The organism is Maridesulfovibrio salinus, assembly GCF_055394525.1.
In genome coordinates, this window is the sequence record NZ_AP042461.1 from 1,067,127 (window position 1) to 1,093,669 (window position 26,543).

Below are 26,543 nucleotides of genomic sequence, written 5' to 3' on the forward strand. Positions count from 1 at the left end.
TATATGAGATGAACAAAAAGGATACTAAAAACAATGAATTACAAGTTGTTGTAGAATTGGTAATGGAAAATAATCAGCCGATGGTCTCATCTTTGGTTGTGGCTGAATTGTTTGAAAAGCAGCACAAACACGTCCTCCGAGATATTCGTGATCTGGAAATTCCAGATTCTTATCGCGAGTCCAATTTTGGACCCACATCAATTGAAGTTTCCCAGCCCAAAGGAGGAAAGAGAGAAGAGCCTGCTTTCAACATGACCCGTGACGGCTTCTCACTTCTTGCCATGGGATTTACCGGCAAGAAAGCCATGGAATGGAAAATCAAGTTTCTGGAAGCCTTCAATGCCATGGAAGCTAAACTGACTATTCCGCCGGTTGAAGGGAAGATTCAGTACAAAAAAGCATCGCCGGAAGCCGTAAAGTCATTTGAAGGTGTCGCCCGTTACTGGTGCTTTCTGGAAGGGATTCGTTGGGAGCAGGGCAAAAGGCAGATTGAAGGGGCAATCAGGGTTCCAGATCTTTATGAAATGGATGCGATGGCCATGAAGAATGCATGGACTTATCTCAGGATTTGTATGCGCATTGTTCCGCCTAAAATGCGTGGTAAGGATATATGTTCGAAAGACGAATTGTCTCCGGTCAACGGGTTGCTTGATTACTGGGCTTATTGTGGCCAGTCCACTCGTGACGAGCTGCTTGCAAAATTATGTGGAGACATGTGCATTGAATCATTGGAGTGCCTGCCTAAATCTTATGTGCCTCATGCAGTAAGTCTTATCTGGGAAGGCATTAACCATGAATCAGGTAAGACGAATGCCCTCAAAGAAGCAAGTCATTAAAACCTACGTCTCCAAAGAGGAGTACGAGCAGATCAGCGCAACGGCAAAGCAATGCAGTCTTTCCTTGTCTGCTTTTGCGAAAGCTGTTTGCCTGGGACATGAGATTAAAAGTCGCACTGACCAACAGGCGCGCCTGGAACTGCTGAAGCTTAATGCCGATCAGGGTCGTCTGGGCGGTTTGCTCAAGATGTGGATTCTTGATGATGACCGGCACAGAACGGATGTTGAAGCTTTGTTGGAAGATCTCCGCCGGCTTCAGAAAGAAATAGTTCAGAAGGTCCGTACTATATGATTAGCCGCAGGATTTCTTGCAAGCCTCAAAACGACAATTATCGGCGTTTGGCCGATTACATTGCCGATGCCAAGCACAAGGGCGAAAAGACCTTGATGTCCTGGTGTGCTGGCTGCTGGGCTGGTGAGGATTATGAGCTAGCGATTCAGGAGGTCATTGATACTCAGGATCTGAATCAGCGCACCCGCAAGGAAAAGACCTATCATTTGATAGTTTCCTTCAGGCCGGAAGATGAATCCGTTCTCATGGAGAAGGATTTCAAAGAGATCGAGCAGGAGTTTTCCAAGGCCTTGGGCTTTGAGGAGCACCAGCGGCATTGTGGCGTTCACAAGAATACCAACAATATTCATATGCACATCGCATATAATATGATTCATCCGGAGAAATTGACTCGCTACGAGCCTTATCGGGATTTCTACAAGCGCGACCGGCTGCACCGTGAGTTGGAACAGAAGTTCGCCTTGAAATTCGATAATGGCAGGAAGAAAGATCAGGAGCCTAAGCGCAGCAATGACCGTGCTGCCACTTATGAAGCTCACTCCGGCCAGCAGTCTTTTGATTCGTATGTGAAGGAACGCAAGGACTTTATCTTGAAGTCTCTTGATAAGGCGCAGGACTGGCATGAATTTCAAATGTCACTTGCTGAGATCGGGATCGAAGTTCGATTGCGCGGGAATGGTTGCAGCATCAAGGACCGTCATTCCAAGACGGCCATCAAAGCCAGCCGCCTTGACCGGGATTTTACGAAAACCAAACTTGAATCCAAGCTCGGTCACTATCAGAAGTCCAAGGGGATTGTGGTTAATGAGAAGGATAGGTATGTCGGCCGACCGCTGCATAAGCACCGCGGTGAACTGTATGCTGAATATCAGGCCGCTGTTTCCGGCAGGAAAAAGGCTTATGAAAATCTGCGCGAAGAGCAGGATGGTCGCTGGAAGCAGACCAGTTCCTATTGGGATGGCAAGATCAAAGCTCTTAAGAATGACAAAAAACTTAGAATCAAAGACCGTAGTCGGCTAATTGCTCTTGCTGCCGGCAGAAAGACAGAGGCTATCGAAGCACTCAAAAAGGAAATGTCCGGAAAGCGCGCGGAGCTACGTGAGCAGACTCCGTTTAACCGCTGGAACGATTTCTTGAAATGGAAGGCTGAGAGCGGTGATGAAATCGCCCTGAAGGTCCTGCGGTCGAAGAAGAAGCCGATCCAAAGCAATCCTTCTCCTGTTTTTGATTCCCCGGTATCAAAAGTTTCTGAACTGAAGCTTAAGCAGAGTCGGTTCAGAACTGATTCAAGCTTGGCGTGGAAGGATAAGCGCAGGCTGTTGTCCATTTCCAAGATGCTCCAGTTGCAGGCCGAAGAGGCCAAGCGCACTGCCGATCCCAGAAAGCGTAATCTGGATCAAATGACCTGGCGCGTCGATTCTTCCGGAAACGTGCTCTACACTTTGAAGAATGGAGCCATGGTCAAAGACAATGGTGATAAGATTTTCTTCAGCGTGAATGATCCTGCAGCCGTTCAGGTTGCACAGGGATTTGCGCGGATGATGTTTGGACGGAATATTAAGGTTTCTGGGAATGAGATTGGGCGATTAAATTTGAAGAAAAGACAAACAATATCACGATAAAAAGGGTGTTATGTAGCGTTTGCACAAAGATCTTCTTGGCCCCGGTTTTTTCTCCTGCGTAGACTCTCTGCAAGAGCTCGCTCCGAACAGATATATCTCATCAGTTGCGACGCAGATATGCCCTTGGCTGCGTCAACAAATAGGATCGTTATCAGGATGGTCTTAATAGTTACAGATTAGTGGAATGCATCCAAGTGCCACTGGTGACGGAATAGATCTGCCCGTAATTTTTACACCGCCACTGATGCCTCGTCTTAATAAAAAGGAGATCAGCACTTCCGCTTCCGCGTATCGATCATTACGGATCCCCCTGCGTCTTCTGTATCTGATTTTGGATTTGTCTATAATCTTACTTGCCATCTGGGCGAAGACATATATGCCCTATGGATGAGGTTCTCCGAAATTTGAGTATTAAATATGCTGTCTTTATATGAAAAAAAGTATATGCTATTCTGAATATAATTTTTAACTGTGGCAAGCCGAGTTTGAGTTAACAAAAAACGGAGGAGGTATGAAGCGAAGGACAAAGTCTATCCTATTTATTTTGCTTGGTGTGCTTATCGCTTTTCCGCTTTTCAGCATGACTTATTATACGATGGTCAGGACTTCTACACCGGAATTCTGCGGGTCATGTCATGAAATCCGTCCTGCCGTATTGGCTTGGAAGTCTTCAACGCATGTCAATAATGCGCAGGGATTTGTGGCGGATTGCATGGATTGCCATCTGCCTGCTCCTCACGACACGTTTGATTTTTTTTATACCAAGTCAGCGCATGGCCTCAAGGATGTTGTGGCCCATTTCACAGGCGGAGCGGAGAGCTACGACAGGCAGATAATGAAAGAACGAATCTGGGCGACCATGAAGAACGATCAATGTATGAAGTGCCATCGCAATATATTGCACATGCCGGGCAAGCGGGGGGCAATGTTGGCTCACCGTAAAGTTCTTTATGCAGCAGAAGGAACGGAATACAAGTGTACAGACTGCCACAGGGACCTCGTACATAAAGACAGACCGTTCTACGATTACAAACAGTTCAACGCACCGTATCAGGCAAACGGTTTGCGTGACCTAGGGATTTAGGGGGAAATGGGATGAGGAAAAACATATTCTTACTATTTGCTTTCAGCTTTTTATTTTTCTGCACAACAGTAGCCTCAGGGCAGAATTATCCCAAAGTGCGCGAGCTCCGCATGGATCGCTCAACTCCACCTCAAGGGGTTGCTTGCATAGAATGTCACAAGCAGGAGACACCTGGGATTTTTGCAGACTGGGCTATGAGCCGTCACGCTTCAGCTGGCATCACTTGTCTTGACTGTCATCAAGCACAGCCGGGAGATAAAGACATCGCCATAGATCATGAAAAATATTATTCCAAGGGTGATATGCCCATGGGTGAGAAGAAGTACTATGTTCCCATTGCTTCTCCAGTTACCCCCAAAGATTGCTCACGTTGTCACCCTGACGAAGCTAAACAGTATTCCAAAAGTAAGCATGCCAACACTATAGAAATCATGTGGAAAATAGATCCATGGCTTAATCAGGGAATGAACTCCGAAAACGAGCGTAAAACAGGTTGTTATTATTGTCATGGCACAGTCCTTAAAATGAAAGACGGCAAGCTCGATCCGGCCACATGGCCTAATGTTGGTGTCGGCAGGTTGAATCTGGATGGCTCTCTTGGCAGTTGCACCAGTTGCCATACCCGTCACCGCTTCTCTGTAATGGAAGCCCGTAAGCCTGAAACCTGCGGACAGTGTCATCTTGGCCCAGACCATCCTCAGATTGAAATCTATAGTGAATCTAAGCATGGTGACATCTACCAGGCATTCAAACAGGAATATAACTTTGACTCCGCTCCGGGAGCTTGGACTCCCGGCGTCGATTATCGAGCTCCGACCTGTGCTTCTTGCCATATGTCCGGCTCAGGAAAACAGCCAACTACCCATGATGTCACAGAACGCCTTTCATGGGAACTTCAAGCTCCTTTGACAGTTCGTCCACAGGATTTCAAACCATTTCCATCAGGCACAGATTGGAAGGTCGAACGCTCCAAGATGAAAGATATCTGCAAGCAATGCCACGGCACAGCATGGATTAATGATCATTATGAACAAATGGATAAAGCGGTTGAGGAGTACAATAACGCTTACTACAAACCAGCCAAAAAAATGCTTGACCAGCTTTATGAAAAGGGCTTGCTCGATAAATCCAAGTTCTTCGATGAACATCTGGAAGTCGAATATTACGAACTTTGGCACCATGAAGGGCGCCGAGCCCGTATGGGAGCGGCTATGATGGCTCCGGACTATGCATGGTGGCACGGGTTCTATGAGTGTAAAAATCGGTATAATCAGTACATGGAAGAAGCTCGTCATTTGATTGAAACCAACACAAAAGCATACAGATATCCCGACTTCCCGAACACGGGAGGAGACACAACCAGACCAGCGAAGATATTTGATAAAAAATAAAACCATAAACCGAATGTATCAAGGGGCTACTGGTCCCGATACATTGCAAGTCATTGCAGTTGTCTAGTTTATAACCGCTGCACGACAAAAGGCTAACGGCTTTGAATCAATGAAAATGAGATAGAAAATTCCAACCTTAATTAAGTGGAGGACGTCATGTTTTGTTTTCAATGTCAGGAAACAGCTAAGAACTCGGGTTGTACTGTTAGGGGCGTTTGCGGAAAACCTGAGGAAACTGCCAACTTACAAGACCTATTGATTTTCGTAACCAAAGGAATTGCAATATATGGTCAGAAGGCCAATGAGTTGGGGATCTCAATTCAAGAAGAAGGTCGCTTCATAGGAGAGGCTCTTTTCTCGACAATCACCAATGCCAATTGGGATAATAATCGCTTTATTTCATTAATTGAAAAAGGATTGAAAGTACGTGAGGGACTGAAAGAAAAAATACATTATCAATACCCGGATCTTCGTTTTGATAGTCTGCCCGAGGCCGCCGAATGGATAGCTGAGACCCCTGACGATTTTGCGGCAAAAGCCAAAAAAATAGGCATATTGTCAACAGCTGATGAGGACGTTCGTTCATTACAGCAATTACTTATCATCGGGCTTAAAGGTATCGCCGCATATGGAGAACACGCTGCTGTTCTGGGGTATGAGAAAGATGATATCTACAGTTTTTACATGGAAGCCTTGGCATCAACAACAAAATCACTGTCTACAGACGAAATGGTTGCAATGGTCATGAAAGCTGGTGACATTGCAGTTGATACAATGGCTCTACTTGACGAAGCGAATACCAAAACATATGGCAATCCTGAAATATCGGAAGTAAATATTGGAGTCGGGGCCAATCCGGGAATTTTAATCAGCGGACACGATCTTAAGGATATGGAAGAACTTCTGAAGCAAACAGAAGGAACGGGAGTTGATGTCTACACACACGGAGAAATGCTTCCTGCAAACTATTATCCTGCCTTCAAGAAATATGGTCATTTTGTAGGCAATTACGGAGGATCATGGTGGAAACAAAATGAAGAGTTTGAGTCATTCAACGGGCCGATCCTGATGACAACAAACTGTCTGGTTCCGTTGAAAAAGAAAAACACCTACTTGGATCGGATATATACGACTGGAATGACTGGTTATCCGGAAGCAATTCATATCGCTGACAGGCCAGAAAACGGCACAAAGGATTTTTCTCAGATAATTGAAAAAGCCAAAACATGTGCTTCTCCAGTAGAAATAGAATCTGGTAAAATAATAGGTGGATTCGCGCATCATCAAGTTATTTCGCTTGCGGACAAAGTTGTAGAGGCTGTAAAGTCCGGTGCGATCAAACGTTTCATAGTCATGGCCGGATGTGATGGCCGTCACAAATCAAGAGATTACTATACTCAGGTTGCAGAAGCCTTGCCAGAGGATACTGTAATTCTCACTGCAGGTTGCGCCAAGTACAGGTATAACAAACTCGATTTGGGTGATATCGGCGGAATTCCCAGAGTCCTGGATGCCGGGCAATGCAATGATTCATACTCTCTTGCTGTAATTGCGCTCAAGCTCAAAGAAGTCCTCGGTTTGGGAGATATTAACGACCTGCCGATTTCGTACGATATTGCGTGGTATGAGCAAAAAGCGGTAGCTGTCTTTCTGGCCCTCCTTGCCCTTGGCGTGAAAGGAATCCGTCTTGGACCTACCCTTCCGGCTTTTTTGTCCCCAGATGTTGCCAAAACACTGGTCGATAATTTCAACATAATACCGATCGGTGAAGTTCAGGAAGATATTGAGGCCATGCTCTCCGGCAAGTAATGATATAACCCCAAAGCCGTTTCAGTCTAAGTGATTGAAGCGGCTTTGATCTGCCTTTCGCGTTGGAAAAATGTTCAATTCGTTCTCCTTAGTTTTAGAATCAGTTACCATCGGCAGAGCCGGGGGTAGCTGATTCATTACTGCTTTAAAGTATTTAGGCACAGAGGGCAGAAGAGAAGAATTAGCTGGAATTGTTTTAGCACGATAGCGAAGTGTAGGATAATCTTAATAAAAGTCGTGAGTCCTTATCAGAGCTGAAGAAACAGGAATCCCCCCTCAGAGTTTCCTGCTATCTAGCCATTCCCATGCCCTTGGCGTTACCCATGCCGAGGGCTTTCTTCTGTAATTTGATATAGGCCTCGTTTGCGATCTTCAGATTGGTTTTGCGCTGCCGGAGGATGGTTTTCTCTTCATGAGACCCGTCAGTCTTGAGACGGTTTCTAATTCTGGCCTGATGGCTTTTGATGAATTCTCTGAAGCCGTCCAGAGGCAGGCCACCTAGCTTTCTTTTGCCGGCATATGTGGATGCCGCTTGCTGATAGGCTTCGCAGTCATGGACCAGTTTCAGTGACTGTCTGGCCTCTTCGAGCTGGGTTAAGCCCGGCTTGATGCTGTTGACCATTTCTGCCGAGTTTGCGAATTCTTTTTCCTGAATGAGTGCAATCTGTTCAGCTTTCAAGATAGCTTCAGGATCTTGCGCTTCGGCCAGCTCCTTGTACATGCCCAATGTATCCTTGAGGCCTTCTTGGAAAGCTAATGCTTCAGGTGTAGTTTCTTTCTGATGGTATGCTTCCCAATCATCACTCAGTTTTGTTGCAAGCTTAACGAGCAAGCCAGTTTTTGCCATACTTTTCATTTGCCTCCGTAAGATCAAGGTTAGCTTTTTTCAGTTCTTCAACGCCAATGGTGTCCTTCAGAGCCATAGCAAGATGCGGCGGCATGGGAAGTTTTTTGCGTAGCTCATAAGCTTCATCGTGTTTGCCTTCAGCATCCAGCTTCCTGATTTCCTGAATGATTTTGAATTTTTCTTCACGGGTGTACTTTGCCATATTTATCTCCTGTTAAGTGTTAATTTGCGGCAGGAGTTAACCCCATCGCTTTTTGATATTGAAAGTTGTCATAGGTAAAGTCAAATGCTTGTGTTTATCCGAGGTATTTCCGGGCCAGTTCGCTGAACTCTTCTTTGTATATTCTTCTTTCATCCGGTGTATTTATAAGTCTTTGGAAAAGATCATAGTCAAACGTGATTGTTTTCTTGAAAATATCTTTATCGTCGCACGTTACAAAAAACTGCATTGTTTCTTTAAAGGTGTTATCTGAAGACTTGATTTGTTTATGCTTGGCAAACCAGAAAAAAACTTTTTCGTGCCCTGTCGTTACGAATTGATCTTTATTATTGATAGTTCCAGTAGGGACTTTTTTGATGAGTACTTCACGTAGCTCGGCATCTTTGATTTTTCTGCCCCATAAATTTTGTGCCCTAGACAAATAAACAAACACCCATGGGGCATTTATAAGGTTACCTCCCCTGTACAGGTGACCTTGCTCTGCTACATACCATTTGAGCATCTCTTCAGCTAAATGCGGGGTCATGACAATCCCGGAATAAAGTTGAAAAAGATACGCAACCTGATCAAAGTTCTCTTGCAGAGAGGTTAAAATTTGTTTTTCCCGTTCCGTGCATGCCGGCTTACGGCTATTTTTGGAAAGATCGTTTCTGGGATGAGCTAGAGAACAGCTTTCAAAGGCTTCTTTGTCGAAAACTGCAAGTCCCGGTATGCTTTTGTGGTAATGTTTTGCGTAGGGACGGTCTGTATGCTGTAGTTTTTTGTTTAACCCTATTATTTGTATAGGATTATTGCAGGCTGGGCAGACGGCAAAGTGCAGCTCGTTACTATCCTGTTTTTCGTAATACGGGGGTAGTTTTCTAGTTGTCATTTCAAATCCTTCACGTGATAGCATATTAAATTCAGTGTCGCTGGGTTTGAGCTTATATATGTTCACTTACTATTCTCGCTTAGGATAGTTTTTGAAAATGTTGTCCAGAGAGTGTCTGAACTCAACGTCTAACCACCAATCTTCCGGAAGAGGTGGTATGTTGCCTTCTACTTCTGCCACGCGCAGGCAACATAGGACTGTGCGAAGTCCCAGGGCAAATTGATGGTAGTTATCCTGCATAGAAAAAACAAGCTCTTCACCGCATTCATCACATATGACCAGTTCATGACCGTCTTTAATAGCGTGAGCCGGGTTTTCCAGTGAATTGGTGTGATCGTTATTTTTCATGATATTGTCCTTTATTTAAGCGGCCCCCCTCAGACCCGCTTGTTAATTTACATTGCCATAGCCATAGACTGCTGCTTTTTCGCAGTGTTATGTTGTTTGAAGAGCCCGGATAGCTGTTTTTTTACTTCCTCAAGTCCGGCTGACTTGTGCAGATCATTAAAGTCGCTCAGACCTTGTTCTCTTTCTGCTGCAGTGAATTTGGGGATTATGGCAGAGCCACCCACAGCCTTAGCTGCTGCTTCGGCTTTCTCGACTCCCACATTTTTTTCCAGATGATGGTCATTGTCGCCTGCGATTACAATCTTGCATTGCGGGTAACTTTCTTTCAGGGCCTTGGCGACCGGTTCAAGGTTTGAGGCATCAAAGGCAACGACGGTCGGTTCATTGGTCGCCATATGCACGCTTGCAGCAGTGGCGTATCCTTCAGCGATAATAATTTTGCCACTGCCGTTGAATTTGCTTTCAGGATCAATGGCGTGGAACATCCCGGCCTTCAAACCGCCTTTTTCAAAGAGCTTGCCTTCCGGAGTAATGGTTTGCAGGGTGTGGATATGTCCGCGCACGTCATGACCGGGCACAAGCAGATCCCCGCGTTCGTTAACCTTGACCCCGTAGCCCGGAACACCTTTTTTAACGAGGTATTCCTGCTGATTGGTGGCCCATTTGGCGTTGGTCCACTTTGCAAAGGATCGTTTCGAAGCCTTTTCCCGCTGCTCGGCGAGGGCTTTCTCTCGTTCGATCCTTTTCTGGGCAGCCTGTGCTTTGAGCTTGGCCTTTTCTTCAGCAGTAAGTTCAAGACCGTCAGCTTTCCAATTCATTTTAAGGCCGGTTTTGTGGTTCTGAATGAATCCTGCAGGGCGGGCGTCAAGGAATCCTTTGTATGCGCCGTCTTTTGAATTGGGCTTGCCATCGATGACCGGTACGCGCTGAAGAGATCCGTCCATGATCGGCTCCTGGCCCTGAAGATCAAGTCCGGCTTCCTGCAGAGCCTTGGCGAATTCCTGCACAGCGTTTGCCTGCGGAGTATTGACCTTTTCTTTGGGCAACCATTTGGCAAGAGGCGTGAGGTCTGTTCCGGTTGCAGCAAACCACAGTTTCTCGGCTTTATCCCAGCGTGCGCCGAGCTTCTTGGCTTGTCCTTTTTCCCGGTAGGGAACATTGAGATAGGTCTTTTCGGTGGCAAGCCGGGATTCCTGTTGTTTCTCCTCCTTATGTGCTACGTTTTTGTTTTCCGGCAGCCACGTATTGAATTGTTGCAAGTCGGTTCCTTCAGGGGCAAACCACATCTTTTCTTTCTTGTCCCACTTGGCTCCAAGTTGCTTTGCCTCATCTTTTTCAGAGAAGGGCACTTTGAGCCAGGTCTTGCCATTCTCAGGAATTCCATATTTTGATTCGCGCTGCTCCAGCTTGGCTTTGTCCGGACCGGAAACTGACATGCCTTGCTCCTTGGTTGCTTCCTTGCTGCGTTCCTTCTCAAATCCAAGAGTGTAATCCTTGATCTTTTCAGCACTCTGGCAGGCCCGAACGATCTCATAAGGATCTTCCTTCAAAACCTTGACCCAACTTTTCACATAACTGGCATGCTGGTCCGGATTATGGCTTATTCCGAGTTCTGAACTGGTCATCCAGCTTGCTATTTCCGCGCGTAGCTCTTCTTTGGCGTAGATCTCCGAACCGAAAGGACCGAATTCACGGTCCAGCCGTGATTCATGGCCGGTCCAGTGTCCCAGCTCATGCAGGGCGGTGCTGTAATATTTGTCTGGACTGTCAAAGGCCGCGTGCGGGGGAAGATGAATCTCATCGGACGAAAGCCTGTAGAACGCCCGGTTGCGTTGATCATGGGTGATGCTGGCTCCGGAATTCTCCAGAATGGCTTCAGCCCGTTCATCCGGATTCCACGAGATTTCCCGGCCATCCCATTCTGGTATTCCGTCAATCTGGCTGGCGTGGAAGACATTGGAAAACCGCAGGATAGGTTTCTGAAGTTGGACCTGTTTGTCTTTCACATTTCCATCTTCATCCCTCTCCGGGTTGCCGTTCTCATCCTTAACAACCTTGGTCTGGGACATCTGCCAGAAGACTATAATCTGAGACTTGGAGCCCTTACGGACCTGCCAGCCTTTTGATTCAGCCTGCTTGTAGGTCATGAATCTAGGATCATTCAGTCCGTCAGAACTGAGCATGACCTGATTGATTCCCCGATAGACTGCACCGGAGACAGGGTTGAAAGCCGGCTGAAATTCACCTGCTTTCCATGGTCTCTGCCAGGGGGCGGTTCCCTTTTCCAGTTTATCGATGATGTCTTCGGCAAACCGCTGATAATATGGTGTCTTAGCTTTTGCCATGCTGTCATTCCTCCGTTTCAATTTCTTCAGGGTCGAAGGGATCAAAAGAAGCGTCTTCCGCTTCTTCAAGCGTAATTGCATCTTCTTCGAAGGCTCCCATGTGGTCGGCCAGTTCCGGGTCAACTTCGATTGCTGCACCGGGATTTTCCGTCATTTCCCGGTCAAGCTGGTTGGCCTGTTCAGTCAGGTGTTTTTTGATCTCGTTGTCTTGGCTCATTTGTTCTCCTTGGGTTTGAGGTTTAGTTTTCAAATTTCGGTGTCCCTTTCTCATCAAAGCAGCGGAATTTACACTCAGGAAATCCGCTGCAACTCCACCAGAACAAGCCCTTGCGTTTGGCAGGCCTGCGGATCAGACCTTTGCCGCAATCCGGGCATTTGTGTTCAGCAGATATTTTCAGCTTGCTGGCAGGCTTTGCCTTGAGGTCCGGCTTGCCGGCTTTGTTGGGAAAGGTTGCGTTGCAATCGGGATAGTTGGAGCAGCCCCAGAATTTTGTTTTACCTTTGCGGGGCTTCAGGAAGCCGGTTTTGCATTTGGGGCATTGCACAGAATTACTCTTGATATTGAGTCCTTCACGTTTGACGCGTGCGATCTCCTGAGCAACAGAACCGTCTACCTCCTCGATGAGCTGAAGGTAATCCAGTTCGCCGGCTTCGATCTGTTTCTGCTTTTCGTGCCAAAGGGCGGTCATGTCCGGTTTTACTGCGAATTCCGGCAGAGCATCATGAAACTCCCTGCCCAGCTCGGTGCTGATGACTTTCTTGCTCTTCTCCGTCACAAAGCCACGTCTGAAGAGTGTTTCAATGTGAGAATCGCGTGTGGCCGGAGTTCCGATTCCGCCGGACTCGTCTTGCTTGTCGCTATCTTTGTCCATGAACAACTTCTTGATTTCAGGGTCAGTCACGTACTTTGCGACCGAAGTGAGATCCTTGAGCAGGCTCTTCATGGTGTAGCGTGCCGGGGGGTTGGTGAATGACTTCACTGATTCTGCGGATTCTACTGTGCCGGAATCATCCTGCTGGAGCTTGTGCAGCTCCGGTTGCTTCTCGGCTTTTTCGTAATCCTTGAGATATTGTTCATCCAGCAACCGCCAGCCAGGTGAGCTGTTCTGCCTGCCTTCTGCCTTGAATTTGTGGCCGGATATTTCCAGTTCCACTTTTGTGGCCACAAACTCTGCCGGAGGATAAAACTGGGCAATGTAGAGTTTTACAATCAGATCATAAATGCGTTGTTCGTCCTGATTGAGCTTGTCCAGATCCGGTACATTCATGGTCGGGATGATGGCATGATGCGCGGTGACTTTCTTTGAGTTGAAAGCCTTGGACTTGAGGTTCGGAGCCGCATATTCAGCCATGTCTCCAAAAGCCGGAGTCAGGGCCTGCAAAAGCTCTGGTGCTTCTGCGTGCCGATCGTTATTGAGGTAACGGCAATCACTGCGGTTGTAGGTGATGGCCTTGTGCTGGTCACGTAGTCGCTGGGTAATCTCCAGAACCTTTTTGGGTTTGTAGTTCCAGAGTCCGGCAGCATCGGCCTGCAGGGCCAGCAGGTTGTAGGGCAGTGGAGGATCATTCTTTCGCTCAGAGGTCTGAATAGAAAGAACCGTGGCCGGCTTGCCTTGAACCTCGTTCGCAATCTTTTTCCCAAAGACCGCATCCGCGATCCGGCCTTTTTCATCAACCGGCGCATCTTCTGCGGGAATATATTCGGCTTCCATCAACTGGTTCGACATATCAATTTGTGCTTTGACAGTATGATAAGCCTGCTTTTCGTGTCCTTCATGAGCACGGTCACGGGCAACCACAAGACCGAGGATAGGAGTTTGGACACGGCCAACGGAAAGTACGCCCTGATAGCCTTTTCTCTGGGCCAGCGTGGAATAGCAGCGTGTCAGGTTATAACCATACCGCTGATCACAAACCGCACGAGCCAACGCGGACATGGATAGCCCATGGTACTTGCTGTTGTTATCCATGTTCTCAAGGGCTTTGAGAATTGCGGAACCGTTGTTGTCGTTGATCAGCAATCTTTTGGTCGGTTTTTCTAGCAGACCTGCAAACTCGATAACTTCATCGACCAGCCGCTGACCTTCCGGGTCCGGGTCGCCGGCATTGACTAGCTCGTCAGCTTGATGGGCAAGGTCAATAATCTTTTTGAGATGATCGGCGTGTTTGCTTTCAGGGGCATAGGTGACCGGCCATTTCATAGGCAGGGTATTCAGATCCCAGAGCTTGTAACGCTCATCGTGTTCTTCCGGATCAGTCAGCCGTAACACATGACCCCAAAGCCAGGTGATACGATCTCCGTTTACTTGAAAGGCTGCTCCGGTCGGCCTATCTGGTCCGCCCAGTGCTTGAGATATGGCTAAGGCTACATCCCGTTTTTCCGCGATGAATAGACGCATGATCTATCCTCCGAGTTTAAAGGTTAAAACAGGTACAACCCTCCGCACCTGGTCCATATCCACCAGACCGAAGTAACGGCCGTCAAAGCTGTTTTCGGTGTAGGTGGACAGGGCCAGACCTTTGGCAGAGGGGATAACAGTGGATTTCAGGAAAATTGGAAGCTGCCTGCCATGCTGATCGTAGGCTTTGGCTTGTGTGTGCGGGAGCAGTTCGGAATTAATGCAGACTCCTTCAGCGGAGATCTCAACCGAATCTCCGGGAAGACCGGCTAATGTCTTGAGCAAGGGCCTGTTACCGTTCAGGCCCAGATAGTGACGCTCAAGGGAAATTTGAAAATAGGGATTGTCTTCAGCAAGACTGAAGGTGATCAGGTCGCCCCGCCCAGGCTTACCGGGGACAATCTGGTAGATTCCATGGGGCATGGAATCGGTGAAGTTGACCCGATAGCCCAACTCATGAAGCAGATAGATAATGCCCAAGGCATGGAGAAAGAACAGGATCAGCAGCACTTGTTTCATGCTGCGTTCCTGTTGATGTTTTTGATCCAATAGGACTTACGCCAGGTGCGTCTGGATGCTTCTGTATTGGGAGGCATGGGGCAGAGCGCGTCAATGGCTTGCAGCTCTTCATGTGTTTGAGTGCTCAGCCATGCTTCAAATTTTTCATTCTGTGCAGCCTGCTTAGCTTCTTTGGATTTTTTCTTGTCCAGCTCCTGCAGTTCACGGATGACAGCTTTCTCTTTCTTGGCGTTGGCAAGGGCCTGCTCATTGGGAGTTAGAAAACCAACAGGCCTGCGCCATGTGCCTTTATCTTTCAGAGTGGCAAAGAGGTAATTGCAAGGACCCTTGCGAGCTTCCGGAAAAGTATCGTGTTCAAGTTCCCATTCAGCGGCATGCAGGGAGTTTTCGATATCAAGAATTGTTTCATCGAAGTAAAGCCGGTGCTGAATGATCTGGCGTATTTGATCCGGCCCGAATCTTTCATCATGGAGTCGGGGCCAGAGGATTTGAAATTCGTCTGTGCTGATCGAAAGCAGCCTGCGAGCCCATCGTTCTTCTTCATTCTCTTCAGAACCAGATAGATTTTTTATCTGTCTATCTAATAGTACCGGGTTTTGATACCGATCAGCTTTGGTATCAGGATGCGGAATTGAATTGCCTTCAGCCTTTGATTGGCAGGGCTTCACGCCTTGTTGGACTGCTAAAACAGCATTGGTAACAGGATACCGATCACCATTGGTATCAAGATCGGTATCATTGCGGTCATGATACCGGTCATGTTCGGTAACACCTGGCTGATACCGATCAGCATTGGTAACATCCTGAGCCGGGTAAGCTTGCAACAACTCCTTCATGCGCTCCATGGAGGCGTTGTTCAGCTTGAGGATGATACCAAAGCGAGGACCGCGCTCGTGCGTCCTTTTGGTGTAAATCCCAGTCTCGTGGCCTTGTTTTATGACCCTTCGCGCAGTAACTTCGCTGCAGGATGCATCGCTGGCAATGGATTGAATTACAAGGGATATTTCATCCTGTTCAGTCTGGTCGGCAATTGATGCGATGATACCGAACACGCGTTTGCCCTGATTGGATAAGCGGGAAAAGAGCGCGTCTGTCTTGTTGGTTAAGTTTAAAGATTGGGCAGGGCTGCCTTTATGGTCTTGCCTGTTACCAAAGTTGATTTGATACCGGTCAGCATTGGTAACACCCTGCACTTGATACCGATCATGATCGGTATCAAGCAACAGACCGTATTCCTGCTTGTAAAGACTCAGGAAGAACTCGCAGCGTTCTTTATATAAGGTGATTATGCTTCCGTGCCTGCGTCCGGACCTGTGATCGGCACGCTTGAAAAGTCCTGCTTTTTCGCCCTTTGGAATGGTGCGCAATACGCTTAATTTGCTGCATCTTGCGATGTGTTGCAGGCTGGAGATGACAAAAGGAAACGGCGTTCCTGATACGTCTGCGGACGGGCCGGATTGGATCAGGGCGGCAAGAATCCTTTTGCCGGTAACAGAAAGACGGTTGTAGAATCCGGCAACATCACGGCGCATAAGCTTTTTCAGATGATCGGTATCAGCTTGCTTCTGATACTGATCATCGCAGTTACCAGAATCGTAGTTTTCGTATTTGTGTGCCGTTGAAGTCATGGACTGATTCCTGGAAGATAAGGTTCAGTTGGAAATTAAAGAATCTGGAATTTGAAATAGCGGACCATTTTGAATTCACTGAAAGCTGTCTCCAGCTCGGCAGGGAATTCCTCAGAATAAGCAGGTCCGGCAATCTGAAACACCCAGAACTCATCAGCCCAGAGGATAAATTCTCTGTTGATCCGCTCCCAGCTTTCCTTGTCCACGGATATTCCGGAGCTTTCTACAGCTTTTTTGTGGGACAGAGGAGAGTAGACAAGGTAGCCTTCCTTGATCAGCCTTGCCGCTGCTTTGTTTGCCTCGTAAACGAGTTCATCCTGAGCGGCAGGGCTTTTGTGCCAGTATGGAAAGGCCATATAAATTTTCTTTGCTTTCTGCTGCTTACAAGATGGCTTCAAGGTCGAACGGGTCATTGTCCTTTCTCCTTTTGGTCAGATCGGTTGAAATAAGGTCTCCAACGCTGATTCCGTCAGGCATGACGCAAAGGTCATCACATCCGGGGCAGCGCACCTGTATGCCCATTTTCATGGCCCGGTGTTGACCTGGCTTTTTGCATTCTCCGAAGAGAGGTTTCAGGAACGGAATTCGTCCCTGGTCTACTTCCAGCAAGGGGCGGCCAGACACCTGTTCCGGAGGCAGGAACATGTATGGAACACGTCCTTCACCATGGCAGACCGGACATCCAGGGAGACCTGTCTTTCTGGTCCCATTGGCGGTCATCCATGCAGAGCAGGCCGGACAGGTCCGGCAGGCTTCACGCGGGAAGCGCACAGGGAGCAGAGTTTCAATTTCAGCATTCTTCATAGTCAGCAGTCTCTTCAATGAGCTCATCCATCTCTGCATTCAGATCAATTTCCGGTTTGCTAGGCGACTCCTTTTCCTCAACCGGTTCATGAAGAAGATCTGATTTCTCCGGTGCTGGAATCTTCGATCTTTCAAGGAACTGCGGATCAAGAAAAAAAAGAATCTGTCTGCCGTAAATTGGCGCAAAGCCGGCGGGGAAGATGAGCATGTCTCCGGCTTTGGTTATTTTACCGTTGCTATCCTTTTCTGCTCCGGGAAGGCGCATGCATTCATCGGGAGTGAGCAAGGCGCGTTTGGCTTCGGAAAGACTCACGTTGGCCCTGTTCATGTGTCCGCTTCGTGTGCCGGACAGTGAGGTCTTTTTTTGGATGATGGTCGTTTCCCCGCTCATTTTGGAAAGCACCTGAGCGGTTTCGATTTTGTTGGGGGCGTAGGCGATACGCAGATGGCAGTTACTCATAATGGATTCTTCTTTTCCGTAAGCGGATTGGAGCTGAGCGAGATCCTGCACAATGATGTAAGCCTTGATTCCGTAGCCGGCCATGAAGGCCAGTGCTCGTTCAAAGATTTCCATTTTACCCAGAGACGTGAACTCATCGAGCATGAGTAATAAGCGGTGCTTGTAGCCCGCTTTTACTTCTCCGCCTGAAAATTCCATTTCTTCGGTCAGCCGGCGAAGAACTATGTTCAGGATCAACCGAACGAGCGGTCGTAAGCGGTCTATGTCAGAAGGACGAATGACAAGATAAAGAGAAACCGGCTGATCGGAGTTCATGAGATCTGCGATACGGAAATCGCAGCCGGAAGTGGCTTTGCTGACCACCGGGTCCCGATAGAGAGCCATGTTTGCCACGGCAGTGGATACAACCCCTGAAAGTTCGGCGTCGGCCTTGTTGAGCATTTCCCGTGCTGCAGCGGCAATGAATTTTCTGATGGCGATTCTTGCATCCTCGCTCATCTCATTTCCGAAAAGGGTTTCAAGGTGTGCAACGTGATCCTCGCTGAACATTTCCTCGAATAGTTCGGACATGTCGCGGTTCTCGTCGGCCAGCATCAGAGAGAGGTCGTTTAGAGTGGCGTGACGGCCTTCATTGATTAGGAAGTGGATCAGGCAATGCAACATTGTACCACCGAGGAAAGAGAAGGCGGCTTTGTTCCAGTAGTCCTTCAGTCCTTTACCGTCCGGATCGACAATCATGCTGGCGATGTTCTGGGCATCAGGAATAGCGTGGGGGCCGCCGAGCCTGATCTCTGAAAGGGGATTGTAACGCGCGGAGCTGCCGGATGTGTCAGTGGGGTCAAATTTCATGACCTTCTGACCTTGAGCTTTTCTCCAGCCTGAGGTTAGAGCCCAGTTTTCACCTTTAATGTCCAGAACGATGGAACTTCCGCCCCATGAAAGCAGGGTGGGCAGTACCAGACCGACGCCCTTACCGGAACGGGTGGGAGCGAAAGCCATAATATGTTCGGGACCGGCGTGGCGCAGGTAGCGAAGGACCTTTTTGTCCTGCCAGCCACCGACATAAACACCTGAGCCGCAAAGCAGACCTGCTTTTTGAATTTCTTTTTTGTCGGCCCAGTGCGCTGTGCCGTGGATGTCATCAATTCCTTTAATTCTCCTCATAGTTGCGACGATGATGAATAAGGCAACAAGTTGAGGGAAGACGAAGATCATTTCTGCTTCTGAAATAATAACATCAAGTAACTTGTGTGGTTCTAGTTTTTGAATCCAAAAACAGATCATCCACGGCCAGTAATAATTTTCGTATACAGTTTGCCCCAATGCCTTATGATGACCATATAATTCCGCTGTGTTCTGAGTGGCGTATCCCATGGCAACTAGAGCCAGCAGAATAGTGAATGTTAGATATATCAAACCGGTCCATGAGCGTTTGCCTTTTTTACCTAGTCCATATGCATTCTTCATGTCAGCTCCTGTATGGCTTGTAAGGACGGGCGAACACGATGTCCTTGGTCACGACCATGTTGAAACGCTTGCCCGGCGCGGTGCTTATGGCGGGTTTGATGCTCATGTTGTTTTGTAAAAGCGAAAGGGTGGACTGGCCGAGCTGACTTGAAAGGGCCGAGCCGAGTTCATCCTGCAAGCTGGGATTGTCGCTTGAAGATGAGCTCCTGTTGAAAGTGTCCATAGCGTAGGCCATGCCGCCGCTGATCAGGCTCATGATTGCTGAAGAACCGAAGATGCGCAGATAGTGATTGTCCACGTCTCCTGAATAACCGGCATAGCCGCCGATATCGGTTCCGGGCATGATTCCGAGGGTGATTGAAGAGCCGTCCGGGAAGATTATTCTGTTCCAGGCCACAAGCACGCGCGTCTGCCCTGCAGCAACTCTGGAGTCGTAAACACCGATCATACGGGATCCTTGAGGAATGAGTATGAATTGTCCCGTGGCAGTATCGTAGATGTTCTGGCTTACCTGCCCGATAATCTGGCCGGGGAGATCCGAATTAATGCCGCTGATCATAATTCCGGCAATGACTGATCCAGTCTTCAACTCAAAGCGTTTACCGGGAACCCGCTCATAAGGGAGCTGCCACGAACCATCCTTGGCGGCTCGGGTGCTGAGAAAGTCTTCCTTGTCTTTCCGGTCATTACTTTCAACTGCTGCAGGGTCAGACATATTCGGTAATGCCAGAGGATGGCGTGAACGAACATCTCCTGCCGAAGTCTGGATTATCCGGGCGTTCTTTTTCTCCGGAAGAGCAGTTTGAATTTTAAGCGGAGCTGCCAAAGCCGCTTTCATACGTTCAAGTTTGAAAGTGCGGAGTTCCTGAAGCTCTTTAAGCTTCTGCTTTTCTGCTTCAGTCGGCTCAGTCGGTCGAACCACAGTAACTAAAGGCTTTTCCTGAGCCGGAATTTCCTGCGGCTCTTCTTTTTCTTCTTTAGGGGGAAGCGAAAGCCCGGCTGATCTGTCCGGAGTCTGAACCGGTTGTTTCATGTCCTCTTCAGAGATCGGTGAAACAAGGCTTTCCGTGGTTTTTTTAGAATTGGAAGTCGAGCTTTGGACGGCAAAGATCAAGACGATAACCAGCAGAACGCCAACCGCAATTCCTACGTATAGGATACGGCTATCCAGCTTGGTTACTTTCACTGTCGGGCGTGCAAGGCTGTTAGGAGAATCTGACATGACCGGTTCCTATTGAGCCTTGATGATATACATGAGTGCGATATTGCGGGGACGGTTTTCGTTACCGGTACCTGCAGTGGTTGAGACGCCTGTTCCGGAACCGGAACCAGAAAAACTTGAAGAGTAATAGCCACCAGGACCGTGTCCTCTTTCAAAGCCAAAACCTTGATATAAGTTGTTCTGTTCAATCGGGACAGAAACACTTCCGGATATTGAAACAGAAATTGTTGTGGTATGGCTGTGAGCCTCCATTGCATCACTTTGAGAGCTTCCTAATGCTCTTCCACTGTCTAATCCTCTTCCGTTATCCCAGCCCCGGATAAATTCACCGCGCAGGTCTGGAACATTTGGGCCGACTGCAGCAGCCAGTTCCGGATAGCCGGCTGTTGACTGGCCATTGCATTCAAGCCAGCCATCCGGAACGGTTGTTCCTCTAAATGGAATTACGCCTCCAATGGGAGTGTCGCTAACGCCCTTTGCCTGCACTGAAACAGAAGTCGGGTTGAAACTGGTTGCATCCCCGGCAAAGGCTTCGGGAGTGTAGGACAGGACGATCAGAACCGCCGCCAGCAGGAAGATGCAGGCGGAAATAACCATGAGCAGAGTTCTGAATGACATTGGTCTCTTTTCTTCTAATTTCATGATCTTCTCCTTTAGTTACAGGTGGTCAGAACCATTACTTTGCCGTAGCCAGCGGGAGGGGATACCCATGTGTCGGTTACGTCTTTGATTCTCAGGTGTACCCGCCAATTGTCGCCTTCATCGGTTGCCCATGACTGGACAGCGACGAAGGCCTGCGACTCTGAACCCTCGGCAAAGACGGCCGGAGCCACAAAGATTTGTGGTGCGGAAGTAACTCCTGGTGGACAGGTGGGCTTGGGGATCAACTCCCCGTCTGAAGCGTAAGTTGCATCCTTGAAGAGTTGGGAATTGCCGGTATCGGCTAGTATTTGCGGTTCACCTTCACGGCAGATGTAAAGGCCGACTGCAGGATCAAAGAAAATGCGGCCTTCTTTATCCGGATCACCGCAAAAGCCGGTAGCATCGATGTCGTCTATGGTATGCTCATCGAACTGGATTTCCTTCACGTTCTCAATGGCGTGGTCGGTCATATCCAGTTCAGTGGACATTTCGTTCAGTTCCGGATGACCGGGAACTTCCACACGGTAGAGGAAATCCTGACTGAGATCGCCTTCACGCAGGAAAGCTCGTCCGCCTATGTGTCCGGGACTGGGTACAGGAATATTGGTTCCGGCAAGGTTTACGGTCCAGCCGCCGTAGGACCCGCGCAGTTCCGTTGAGCTCTGGCCGGGAAGGTCTCCGGTGGGGATGTAACCACCGGCTCCTCCGACCATGGCTGCGGCTGAAGGAGCTGAAGCAGTGCCGAATCGTTTGTCGTTTGCGGCCGTGCGTCCGTCATAGGTCAGGACTACAACTTGTAGGTCGTCTGTATTAGGTTCAAGTACATAGATTCCGTAACGCTGACCCCAGCCGTTACGGTCCTGGAATCCTGCAGGAAGGAAGTTGCCTGAACGAAGCTGGGCCATAGTAACTGTGGTGGCACTGCTGGCAGTGGATGAATCTATCAGATCAGAATAGTGCTCCTTGGCATAAGCGGAAGCCGCATCAAGGACTGTTGCGAGATGACTGCTGACATTCTTTTCGTCCACATACCGAAAGCCTCTGTCCATCATGTCTGAAAGCATGGGGATCATCAGCGCAATGATGAAAAGTGCGGCAATGGCATCCACCATGCCCATCCCGGCCTGTTTACTTTTAGGGTTAAATTTCATTTCAGCTCCTATGGGGTGATTACGCTGACGATGCTGCCGGTTGGTATGAAATCTGGCAGAGCTATGCCCGTCCCATTGGCGTTAACCAGTGATCCGTTTCGCTTGATTCCTACGGCGTAGGAATTCATGAACAGCTCCATAATTTCCGCTGCTTCACCATTTTTGACCGGTCCCCAGACGTATAAGTTCCCGCCGTCCGGTCGGTTGGTCCATGCACGCATGGATTTCCAACCGGACGGCAGGTCAAGGAGTGACACTGGAATGGCAATCCCTGCTAGAGCAGAAGGATTGGCGAGAGCATATTCATTCACTGCGTTGCGGTAGATCCCGAAATTGACGGCAACGGCCCGTGCCTGATCCATTTCTGAATGTGTGAGCAGCGTTTCCGGAGTGACCATTGCCAGCACACCGAGCAGGGTGAAGAGTGCAGCGAGAGTCTTCATATTGAATCCAGCCCTCCGAATTGAATCCGGTTCTTCTGTTCACGCATTTCTTCCTGCAAACCTGCCATTTCACCGTTCTTGATTTTTGCTCGCAGTCCTTTGTAATTTTCATTGAAAGGGGCAAGCAGGAACTGTGGAACGTGCAGAATCTTTTTTCCTTCTTCATTTTGTTCAAGTTGCTGATGCACGACGGCAAGCAGTCCCTGTGCTAGGTTCTGGCTGGCTATTTCTCCGTCAGTTTCACGGGCCATGGTTACTAAACGTTCAAGGGCTGTTACGAGATCAAATCCGTGCATGGTTGCGATGACGATTTGTTTGTCTGAACCAAGGCAGACCCGCAGGGCTTCACTTGCTGCGTGCTTGCTGCGGATTTCACCGATATAGATGATGTTGGGTGAAGCGAAGCGGTGTGATCGTTCAATGCCTTCTGCCAGATCTTCTTCGCGTTCGATTTCTGCCTGAAAGCAGAAACCGTATTCACCATGCTTACCGTCAAGGGGCATTTCTGCAGGATTTTCAAAGCTGACTCCATGGCCGCCTAGCGTTGCAAGACGGGTCGCTACCAGGGAAGACGCGCTGTAGGTCTTACCGGAGGCCTGCGCACCGGTGAAAAGCACCAGACCTTTGCTTTGTTCTTCAGAGAGAAGCCACTTCGCAATCGGTTCCGGCATGCCTATCCTATTGAAGTTTTCAACCTGTTCCTGAATCCGGCGTAGGAAGAAAACCTTGCCGCTTCCCCAATCCACGCCTTCGTACAGAGCGACCCGGTAGCCGATATCTTCATGAATGACCCGAAAAGTGTGTCTTTCACTCTTTTCATGGACTTTGAGGACTTTCTCATGAAGGAGCTTGATCTCCTTCTTGATTCCGTCCTCGCAGGGGACAAGTTTCTGGCCGCAGGAATCGCAGCCTTTCATGAAAGCCTCCCCGCTCTCATGAAGAATCAAATCTGTGAATGATGCACTTTTGAGTTCCATCTGAAGCCTCTGTTAGTTGGAGGTGAAGACTATGGTGTTGGCTTCGGAGAGTTGTTCGGAAATTGAAGCAACCATTCCACTACCTTGTGTGATCTCAACCCCGTTAACGGTGATTGATTCCCAGGACTCAGCCTGGAATGTGGCCATCTTTACGCAGGCGTATTCCGGAACATTATTGTGGGTAATGGTGAAGGTGGTCGGATCTGCTCCGGCTGCAACGGTAACGTCGCCATTCCAGACATTGCGCACGGTTCCACCGCTTTTGAGCATTCCGTCAGGAACAATCTTGTTGGTGACGGCTATCTCTGTGGTCAGGCCCGTGAAATCGGGTTCGCCTTTATAGAGGTTCTTCACGTCAAGGCGGAAGGTGGAAAGGTTCTGTTGGGCACTTGTGACCTTGTCACTTTCAATTCCTTTTTTAATCATGAACGCGGAACCACCCAGGACAAGTGCTGCGATAAGCAGCGCGCCGACTGTTTCAAGTAAGGTCATTTTTTATTCTCCTTAGTAAGCTATGTTTTGACCGAGCTGTTGCTGGATTGAGGAAATCGCCAGAACGATATTGGACACCACCGCGACAATGCTGATGATGCAGAAAACATTGATGAATTTGGCCTGTGATTTGATCTTCTCGGTTCCTTCCGTCAGCATTTCCTCGGCAATGAGATGAAGCTGGCTGTCAAAGTTGGGAAGCCGTGAGTAGATGCGCAGGTCCTCAATTATTTCTGTGGTGGGGAACTGGTAGCCGGAATCATCCAGAGCCTGCCCAAGTCCCTTACCGAGACTGAGCTGAGCCTTTACGGACTTGAGACGTTCCTTGAGCCATGGACTTGTCCCGGGAGTAGAAAGCATCTCATTGATGGCTTGTGAAAGCTGTATTCCCGATTTCATCAATGTGGATAGGGTGAACAGCCATAGGCTGCCGATTATCAGTCGGTAGAAAGACCATGGCGGAACAGAATCAAAGCGAACGCGGACTTTGCCGGTCCAGATTTTGATAGTCGCCAGAGAGAGCAGGAAAGCTAAGATGATTCCTGCAAAAAGGACTGTGCCCGCTGTAGAATCGATAAAGTTGGAAACCCGGTAGAGTGCTTTTGCTCCACCTGCCCAGTGTTGCGGATCAGAAAGCTGGGCGAACTTGGGCATGGCATACCTTGATAGCACCAGCAGCAGGGAAATAAGCGCGCAGATCAGCAAAGCCGGATAGGCCAGAGCTTTGCGCATGGAGCTGATGATTTTTTGCCGGGCCTGAATCAGGCGGACTGCGAGATCAAGGGCTTCGTACAGTTTAGCGGAATTAACACCGCTATTGATAAGCATGACTTCTTCAGCGGGAATGAATCCGTGCATGGCTTCATCAAGCTTGCTTCCGGAATCCAGACGGGAGGAGACTTCAGTCAACACACGGGCCAGAGGACTGCGCTGCTTGGCGTATCTTTCCTGCAGCTCCGTAATACTGTCTACCGCGCTTACCCCATGGCGGGTCAGAGCAGCCAGCTTTCTGTAAAAGCGGATACGAACTGACTCTCCGAAGAATAACCGGGAAATGATTATGGTCAGATCAGTTTGCTGCATTCGGAGCCTCCACGGTCTGAGATCCGGCCAGCTCATCAAGGTCTGATGCGGAGAGGTTGAAGTCGTCAAAGGCCTTGGCGTAGTTCAACGGAACACCGAGTCTTTTTTCGGTGAGATACGGATCTATAAGGCCCTGTTCAACGAGATCTATTGCATGGTTCACAAAGGTCTGGCCGTTTTGTTCATAACGCCAGTGCTTGTATGCCCCTTCGGTGTTCCCTGCCCGGATGTTGCGCAAAATCACATGGTCGGTAGTGACTATTTCAGAGGCTACAGTCTGGCCGATGATTCCCATGCCTGCGCATTCTTTACATCCTTCACCCCTGATATGGACGTTATCCATTTCATTCACTGCTCTGAAAAGGCGGTTCAATACCGGCTTAGGCAGGTTTTTGCGACGCAATTCGTTATCTTCCGAAAGCTCGGTTATTTTTCTGATGGGCATCTTGCAGTGCGGGCAGAGCACCGGAACAAGACGCTGATGGTGCAGACCGGAAAGAACTGTGTGGTCGCAGAGATATTCAAGCGGGTCCGGATAATTGGCAGCTCTAAGCAGGGAAACCATTCTCTGGATGATCCCGAAGGCACTGTTTGCATGGACTGTGGTCCATACTCCGTGACCGGTCTGCGCGGCATCAAGAGCTGCTGAAGCTGCTTCAGCGTAGCGGATCTCACCGATCATGATCACATCCGGGTCACAGCGCATTAAACCGGCTATGGCTCTGCTGTATTCTTCGCCTCTTTTGCCTTTATCTCCAGTTCTGACTCTGATCTGTTTAATTCTTTCAAGCGGGTATTCCACCGGATCTTCAACCGCCAAAAAGTTCTTTTCCGGATTGTCCCTGGCCATGCTTTCCATGATGTGTTTCAACGCGGTTGATTTACCTGCACCAGTAGGCCCTGAAAGGAGTACCAGGCCTGAACGCTGGGTGAGGAACTGGAACCGGCGTATATGTCTTTCAGAATAACCGAGAGTTGCCAGTCTTTCCTGAAGGTTACCCTTGGCAGTGGTGCGGTCATAAAGCAGTCGCAGTGCCATTTCTGTTCCGCTTCCATTCTGGGCCATGGCCTCTTCAAGGGATTCGGTGTGAATGCGTATGGAGTGAACGTCATTGGGAAGATAGTCGCGGTTTGAAATTCTGGCATCCTGACTTTCAGTGGCCACAAATGTCGAATCCGCCTGATTGGACATAGTCTGATAAATGGCGACAATGATCTTCCGGCCTGTTTCCCCCATCAATTGTTTGTAGTCCTGAACCATTCCCAGTTTACGGAATGTTATGGAGGTAAAAGGGCCGTGATCCGTGATGTGAATGTCCGATGCTCCCTGTTCGTGAGCTTCAGCGATTATCTGAATGGCCAGCTTCTGGATGTCGCTGCTTGTTTCTGCCCTGGTGAAGTGTTTATTACGCAATTTCTGAAATTCGTCGGACTTCATCCTTTCCATTTCAGTAAATCCCTTACGGGCCGCGTAACTCAGGAAAGACATCAGGGTAGCGTCATCTTCCACTTCTGATGAGATGATAATCTTGCCGTCCAGAAACAGGACACGTTCCTGAAGACTTGAGGGAATTTCGTTGTCAGTCATGTT

At 48.7% G+C, this 26,543-nt stretch carries 26 protein-coding genes; 6 read left to right on the forward strand and 20 right to left on the reverse strand.

The features are described from left to right. Positions 1-8 precede the first annotated feature (8 nt). The 6 genes from ACZ5PW_RS04685 to hcp all read left to right on the forward strand — a co-directional run bounded on the left by ACZ5PW_RS04685 (position 9) and on the right by hcp (position 7,034). Positions 9-836, forward strand: coding sequence for a Rha family transcriptional regulator (locus ACZ5PW_RS04685; protein WP_464558415.1), 828 nt, complete (start codon positions 9-11; stop codon positions 834-836). Next, entirely contained in the window at positions 811-1,128 is a 318-nt protein-coding gene (locus ACZ5PW_RS04690) for a plasmid mobilization protein (RefSeq protein WP_464558417.1), read from the forward strand. The genes ACZ5PW_RS04685 and ACZ5PW_RS04690 overlap by 26 nt, the downstream gene beginning before the upstream one ends. A 47-nt stretch (positions 1,129-1,175) precedes the next feature. After that, the gene (gene traI / locus ACZ5PW_RS04695) at positions 1,176-2,750 is read left to right on the forward strand and encodes a TraI/MobA(P) family conjugative relaxase (RefSeq protein ID WP_464558419.1); all 1,575 of its coding nucleotides are present in this window, start codon (positions 1,176-1,178) and stop codon (positions 2,748-2,750) included. A 511-nt stretch (positions 2,751-3,261) separates the two neighbouring features. Then, complete coding sequence (locus tag ACZ5PW_RS04700; RefSeq protein WP_464558421.1) at positions 3,262-3,834, forward strand: NapC/NirT family cytochrome c; 573 nt, start codon at positions 3,262-3,264, stop codon at positions 3,832-3,834. A gap of 11 nt (positions 3,835-3,845) precedes the next feature. Further along, the gene (locus tag ACZ5PW_RS04705) at positions 3,846-5,225 is read left to right on the forward strand and encodes a multiheme c-type cytochrome (protein ID WP_464558423.1); all 1,380 of its coding nucleotides are present in this window, start codon (positions 3,846-3,848) and stop codon (positions 5,223-5,225) included. 156 nt (positions 5,226-5,381) lie between these two features. Next, complete coding sequence (gene hcp / locus ACZ5PW_RS04710; protein WP_464558425.1) at positions 5,382-7,034, forward strand: hydroxylamine reductase; 1,653 nt, start codon at positions 5,382-5,384, stop codon at positions 7,032-7,034. 289 nt (positions 7,035-7,323) lie between these two features. Here the strand turns inward: hcp and ACZ5PW_RS04715 are convergent, their stop codons facing one another. The 20 genes from ACZ5PW_RS04715 to ACZ5PW_RS04810 all read right to left on the reverse strand — a co-directional run bounded on the left by ACZ5PW_RS04715 (position 7,324) and on the right by ACZ5PW_RS04810 (position 26,540). Then, positions 7,324-7,881 (reverse strand): hypothetical protein, encoded by a 558-nt coding sequence (locus ACZ5PW_RS04715; RefSeq protein ID WP_464558427.1) that lies wholly within the window; start codon positions 7,879-7,881, stop codon positions 7,324-7,326. Next, entirely contained in the window at positions 7,856-8,083 is a 228-nt protein-coding gene (locus tag ACZ5PW_RS04720) for a hypothetical protein (protein WP_464558429.1), read from the reverse strand. The genes ACZ5PW_RS04715 and ACZ5PW_RS04720 overlap by 26 nt, the downstream gene beginning before the upstream one ends. A gap of 94 nt (positions 8,084-8,177) precedes the next feature. Continuing rightward, positions 8,178-8,972: a hypothetical protein gene (locus tag ACZ5PW_RS04725; protein ID WP_464558431.1), complete on the reverse strand. Its 795-nt coding sequence runs from the start codon at positions 8,970-8,972 to the stop codon at positions 8,178-8,180. A gap of 69 nt (positions 8,973-9,041) precedes the next feature. Beyond that, entirely contained in the window at positions 9,042-9,320 is a 279-nt protein-coding gene (locus ACZ5PW_RS04730) for an XRE family transcriptional regulator (protein ID WP_464558433.1), read from the reverse strand. 47 nt (positions 9,321-9,367) lie between these two features. Continuing rightward, positions 9,368-11,665 carry a zincin-like metallopeptidase domain-containing protein gene (locus tag ACZ5PW_RS04735; protein WP_464558435.1) on the reverse strand — a complete coding sequence of 766 codons (2,298 nt, stop codon included), beginning with the start codon at positions 11,663-11,665 and terminating at the stop codon, positions 9,368-9,370. Positions 11,666-11,669: 4 nt separating this feature from the next. Next, positions 11,670-11,882, reverse strand: coding sequence for a hypothetical protein (locus ACZ5PW_RS04740; RefSeq protein ID WP_464558437.1), 213 nt, complete (start codon positions 11,880-11,882; stop codon positions 11,670-11,672). 22 nt (positions 11,883-11,904) lie between these two features. Beyond that, on the reverse strand, positions 11,905-14,064 hold the full coding sequence (locus ACZ5PW_RS04745) for a DNA topoisomerase (protein ID WP_464558439.1): 2,160 nt from the start codon (positions 14,062-14,064) through the stop codon (positions 11,905-11,907). Between the two features lie 3 nt (positions 14,065-14,067). Then, positions 14,068-14,583 (reverse strand): conjugative transfer signal peptidase TraF, encoded by a 516-nt coding sequence (traF, locus tag ACZ5PW_RS04750; protein WP_464558441.1) that lies wholly within the window; start codon positions 14,581-14,583, stop codon positions 14,068-14,070. Next, positions 14,580-16,211, reverse strand: a complete 1,632-nt coding sequence (locus ACZ5PW_RS04755) for a hypothetical protein (protein ID WP_464558443.1) — start codon at positions 16,209-16,211, stop codon at positions 14,580-14,582. The genes traF and ACZ5PW_RS04755 overlap by 4 nt, the downstream gene beginning before the upstream one ends. 35 nt (positions 16,212-16,246) lie before the next feature. After that, a complete protein-coding gene (locus ACZ5PW_RS04760; protein ID WP_464558445.1) occupies positions 16,247-16,624 on the reverse strand; it encodes a DUF1937 family protein in 378 nt (125 codons plus the stop codon). Next, the gene (locus tag ACZ5PW_RS04765; RefSeq protein WP_464558447.1) at positions 16,593-17,042 is read right to left on the reverse strand and encodes a hypothetical protein; all 450 of its coding nucleotides are present in this window, start codon (positions 17,040-17,042) and stop codon (positions 16,593-16,595) included. Before ACZ5PW_RS04765 ends, ACZ5PW_RS04760 begins: the two co-directional genes overlap by 32 nt. Beyond that, positions 17,002-18,942, reverse strand: coding sequence for a type IV secretory system conjugative DNA transfer family protein (locus ACZ5PW_RS04770; protein ID WP_464558449.1), 1,941 nt, complete (start codon positions 18,940-18,942; stop codon positions 17,002-17,004). The genes ACZ5PW_RS04765 and ACZ5PW_RS04770 overlap by 41 nt, the downstream gene beginning before the upstream one ends. Position 18,943: 1 nt before the next feature. Continuing rightward, positions 18,944-20,164 (reverse strand): TrbI/VirB10 family protein, encoded by a 1,221-nt coding sequence (locus ACZ5PW_RS04775; RefSeq protein ID WP_464558451.1) that lies wholly within the window; start codon positions 20,162-20,164, stop codon positions 18,944-18,946. A gap of 9 nt (positions 20,165-20,173) precedes the next feature. After that, entirely contained in the window at positions 20,174-20,806 is a 633-nt protein-coding gene (locus ACZ5PW_RS04780) for a tail fiber protein (RefSeq protein WP_464558453.1), read from the reverse strand. Between the two features lie 11 nt (positions 20,807-20,817). Further along, positions 20,818-21,957: a shufflon system plasmid conjugative transfer pilus tip adhesin PilV gene (gene pilV / locus ACZ5PW_RS04785; RefSeq protein ID WP_464558455.1), complete on the reverse strand. Its 1,140-nt coding sequence runs from the start codon at positions 21,955-21,957 to the stop codon at positions 20,818-20,820. A gap of 8 nt (positions 21,958-21,965) precedes the next feature. Beyond that, positions 21,966-22,400 (reverse strand): type IV pilus biogenesis protein PilM, encoded by a 435-nt coding sequence (gene pilM, locus ACZ5PW_RS04790; RefSeq protein WP_464558457.1) that lies wholly within the window; start codon positions 22,398-22,400, stop codon positions 21,966-21,968. Next, positions 22,397-23,377, reverse strand: coding sequence for an ATPase, T2SS/T4P/T4SS family (locus ACZ5PW_RS04795; protein WP_464558459.1), 981 nt, complete (start codon positions 23,375-23,377; stop codon positions 22,397-22,399). Before ACZ5PW_RS04795 ends, pilM begins: the two co-directional genes overlap by 4 nt. A gap of 12 nt (positions 23,378-23,389) precedes the next feature. Further along, complete coding sequence (locus ACZ5PW_RS04800) at positions 23,390-23,869, reverse strand: type 4 pilus major pilin (RefSeq protein WP_464558461.1); 480 nt, start codon at positions 23,867-23,869, stop codon at positions 23,390-23,392. A 12-nt stretch (positions 23,870-23,881) separates the two neighbouring features. Beyond that, positions 23,882-24,952 (reverse strand): type II secretion system F family protein, encoded by a 1,071-nt coding sequence (locus ACZ5PW_RS04805; RefSeq protein ID WP_464558463.1) that lies wholly within the window; start codon positions 24,950-24,952, stop codon positions 23,882-23,884. Then, positions 24,939-26,540, reverse strand: coding sequence for a GspE/PulE family protein (locus ACZ5PW_RS04810; protein ID WP_464558465.1), 1,602 nt, complete (start codon positions 26,538-26,540; stop codon positions 24,939-24,941). Before ACZ5PW_RS04810 ends, ACZ5PW_RS04805 begins: the two co-directional genes overlap by 14 nt. Between the last annotated feature and the right edge of the window lie 3 nt (positions 26,541-26,543).